We start from the raw sequence: 3704 nt of genomic DNA, 5'->3' as shown, positions 1-3704 counted from the left end.
GGCATTTCCGACACTACGGCCACGCCGTCCGTCACGGACGAAGGCCGGGCCTTTGACGAAATCTGCAACTGGCTGCGGGCGACGCTGAATCAGCTTGTAGCAGGGAACATTCTGCCCATCACCATCGAAAAACTGTCCTCCAGTGATCCTGTCATGGCCGTGTCCAATGTAGGAGATTACCTTATCGGATCAGCCTGGGGGCTGGCTTCGGCACTCGGCGTTGTAGATGTGACGCACGCGATGGGTAAAGCCCTGCCCTTTGTGGGCAAGGCCGTTCCCAATCTGGACAAGTACATTTCGTTTGTTCTGTTCACGGTCTTTCTGCCGCTTCTGCTCTATGGGCTGGCGCTGGCATATTATTTACCAGCCATTCCGTTCATCCGCTGGATCTCCGCTCTGGTCGGCTGGATCATTCTGGTCGTGGAAGCGCTTGTGGCCGCGCCGCTCTGGCTCTGCGCCCATGCGCTACCCGACGGCGAGGGAGCGGCGGGACAGCACGGCAAACGGGGCTATTTCCTCCTGCTCGGCATCCTTGTTCGTCCGCCGCTCATGGTGGCGGGATTCTTCGCCGCCGTCATTCTCATGAATGTGGTGGGCCGGATGCTCGGCGCGGGCTTCGAGCTGTTTGTCGGCGGGACCATGCAGACCAAAATCATCGGCATCACCGGCACGTTCTCCATGCTCGTCATCCTGGGCATCGTGGTCATTATGACGGCCAACAAGTTTTTCAGCCTTATTCACTATCTGCCCGAACACGTCACCAACTGGATAGGCCAGCAGTTCCATGCCCTCGGTGAAAAGGAAGATCAGGCAGGCGTCAAAAATGTCTTTGTCGGCTCCACCAATGCCGTCAGTTCCGGGGCGCACGGCGCAAGGGAACTGCGTGGCGACATTTCGCGGCAATGGGGCAGGCCCGGTTCAGGGCTGACGGAAAAGCATTTCAGGAGCTGACATGAAAACTCCCGCTTCTCTCTCAAATATTCTGGCTGTCGCCGGTGAATCCCGTCAGCATCTGACGGAACTCCGTGCCGGTTTCCGCTCCCTGCTGGCCGCTTTCCAGCAGCACCGCGGGGCCTCGGAACAGACCGCACTGGAAGAAGATTTCAAGCTCGTGCTTGCGGCCTGGGGCATGACTGAAGCCGACATTCCCGGCGTCATCTCGGCCTTGCGCCTGCGTCTGCTGGTGTTCGCTGTTCCGATACTGGCCTGCCTCATTACGGCGGCCTGGTCGGAAAGTCGTCCGCTTTCTTTCCTGTCATTGGCCTGCATTGCGCCGCCCTGTCTGCTTGGCATGGTCACAACGCTCTGGCGCATTTCCATTTTGCGAAACCGCCGTTTTACCCCGCTGTGCCGCTGGCTGCCGCGCTTGCGCAAACACCGGTGAGCGGGCGGGGTGTGTCTGTTTTCACCTTATAAAAGGAGCAATCATCGTGCTACCAAAAACTCTGCTGATGCTATCCTGTCTGGCTCTTGCCGCCTGTGCGCAAAAAGCCGCGCCTCCGGTTCCTCCCACAGTCGATTTTGTCTCGGCCACGCTTGGGCAGGCTGCGGAACAGGCCCACGGCGAACTCGCCATGCTTGCCAGACTGCGCGGGCAGGGAATGCAGCCCCTGCTGCCGCCCGCCGATCCTTCTCTGGCCCAACCCATTTCCATCGACTGGACAGGCGAAGCCTCCGGCGCACTCAAGGAAATCTGCCTGCAAGCCGGCTATCGCTATCGGGAAACTGGCGCTCCCTCGGCGCAGGCAATGCCCATTGTGGTGCATGGCCTGAATCGTCCCGCGCATGAACTGCTGGAAGACATCGCCTGGCAGATTCAGCCGCAAGCCGTGGTGCGTGTCGATCCTGTCAATCGAGTACTGACGCTGGCAAAAACTTCCGGGCTGGAGGGACGGTCATGAAACGTCTTGCGGGTTTCCTGCTGCTTTTCTCCTGCGTCGTCATGTCTGGCTGCGCCGGAAAACAGGGTGAAGTCGTCAATCCCGCGCCGGTGTCGCCGGAAGTGGTCAATGCGCCGAAGTCTGCCGACGGCACAACCAAAGAGGGGGCCTTCACTCCCCATGACGCCTCCTATCAGGAAGATGCCTCCGGGCAATCCCTTGTCGTGCATGTTCCCGCCGATCCCGTCTCCGGGCCGCGTCATAATGACCCCGCCGAACTGGCGGAACTGCTGGAAATGAAGGGAAGCGGCGGCAAGGAACCAAGCGCCGTTCAGCTCATGCGGCCCAAAGCCATCCGGGAAGCGGCGCGACTGATCACGTTCCAAACGGCCATGTCCTGGCGCTATGGTCAGCTTGTGGCGGAAACCAAACGCTACAGCGCCATCATGGATACGGCCTTCAACTTCGGGCCGCTCCTGCTCACCCAGGGCGAAGCCATGATTCTGCCGCCGCAGATTGCGCGGGCGGGCGCGTCCATGCGTATCGAGGATGGGGCAACGGCCACAAGCGCCAAAACCACCTATGAGCTGCTGGAACCCGCGCGGTACATCGCAGTTGTGCCAAACTGGCGGGAATTTCTTATGGCCGATGACTTCCCCGCTCCAGAACAACCCAACCCCGCCGTTCTGCCAAAAAATACGGAAGAACGTGCCATCTGGCGGGCTGCGGTACGCGAAGCCTGGACACAAGGACTCGCCGAAGCAGATCAACTTTATGCCGATAACGTCGCCCGCATGGCGCGAACCTATCGTGGCGTCCTGCTCTACCATCTGCTGACTGCGCAACACCTTTTGAGCCGCGTCCATACGGCTTCCGCCGATATGGGGACGCGCACCCAAGGCAACAAACTGAATATCGGCCAAAAGGTATACCGGATCACCGCACCTTCCGCGTTCACGGTTGCACCTGTCGCGCAAAAGAAAAAGGGAAAGAGACAATGACCGGCATCGACTTCTATCCCGCGGAACCCCGTATCCGCTGGGAATACTCACAGATTAACAATCTGCTGCTCTGGGCCACGCACAGCGGCATGTCGGATTTGTGCCTGCGCTCCGGTCTACCCGCTTGGATGCGGCTCAACGGCGCGTGGCGACAGGTGACGCAGCGTCCCATCACCACGGATGAACTGCTGGCTGCACTGGAGCGTCTGACCAGGAACAACTCCGTTTCCGCACAGATCAAATCCGGCCAGTCGGATTACGACTTTGCCCATGAAATAGAGGAATCGCGCGGTGTGCGGCGGCGTTATCGCGGCAACGCCACACCGGTGGCGGACGGCTATTCTACTGGCGTCAAAATCGTCTTTCGTGCCATTCCCTCCATGCCACCCGCGCTGGAAGACCTGCATGTGGAACAGGGCATTCTTGACCACGCCATGCCCTCCAATGGTCTGGTGCTGGTTACGGGTGTCATGGGATCGGGTAAATCCACCCTGCTGGCCGCTATCTTGCGGCGTATCATCGAAACCGGCGGCCGTCATGTCACCACCTACGAAGCTCCCATTGAGTTCGACTTCGACGCAGTACCGAATCCAGGCGGCCCTGTTTCACAAAGCACGATCCCCGAACACCTGAAGTCCTTCCTGACGGCCACACGCAACTCCACGCGCACAGCCCCTGACGTGGTGCTGATTGGCGAAAGCCGCGATCCCGATACCCTGCGCGGCATGATGGAAAGCGCGGAAATCGGCGTCGCTGCCTATTCCACCGTACATACCCGCTCCGTGCCGGAAACGCTCTCCCGCATCATCAATGTCTTCCCCTT

The 3704-nt window shown here is 59.8% G+C and carries 5 protein-coding genes; all 5 read left to right on the top strand.

Features of this window, described 5'->3' with window-relative positions:
- Window positions 1-951 (top strand): DotA/TraY family protein (locus tag Q0Z94_RS11490; RefSeq protein WP_298069844.1); only part of this gene is annotated, 951 nt, incomplete at its 5' end.
- 1 nt (window position 952) lies between these two features.
- Window positions 953-1384, top strand: a complete 432-nt coding sequence (locus tag Q0Z94_RS11485) for a hypothetical protein (RefSeq protein WP_298069842.1) — start codon at window positions 953-955, stop codon at window positions 1382-1384.
- Window positions 1385-1430: 46 nt separating this feature from the next.
- On the top strand, window positions 1431-1901 hold the full coding sequence (locus Q0Z94_RS11480; protein WP_298069840.1) for a DotD/TraH family lipoprotein: 471 nt from the start codon (window positions 1431-1433) through the stop codon (window positions 1899-1901).
- Entirely contained in the window at window positions 1898-2881 is a 984-nt protein-coding gene (locus Q0Z94_RS11475; RefSeq protein WP_298069839.1) for a type IV secretory system conjugative DNA transfer family protein, read from the top strand. The genes Q0Z94_RS11480 and Q0Z94_RS11475 overlap by 4 nt, the downstream gene beginning before the upstream one ends.
- Window positions 2878-3704, top strand: an 827-nt coding sequence (locus tag Q0Z94_RS11470; RefSeq protein WP_298069837.1) for an ATPase, T2SS/T4P/T4SS family, incomplete at its 3' end; no start/stop codon positions are given. The genes Q0Z94_RS11475 and Q0Z94_RS11470, both read left to right, overlap by 4 nt.

The sequence above is a fragment of the uncultured Mailhella sp. genome (assembly GCF_947631555.1).
In the GTDB taxonomy this organism is placed as follows: domain Bacteria; phylum Desulfobacterota; class Desulfovibrionia; order Desulfovibrionales; family Desulfovibrionaceae; genus Mailhella.
This window is presented reverse-complemented; position numbering and strand designations above follow the sequence as displayed.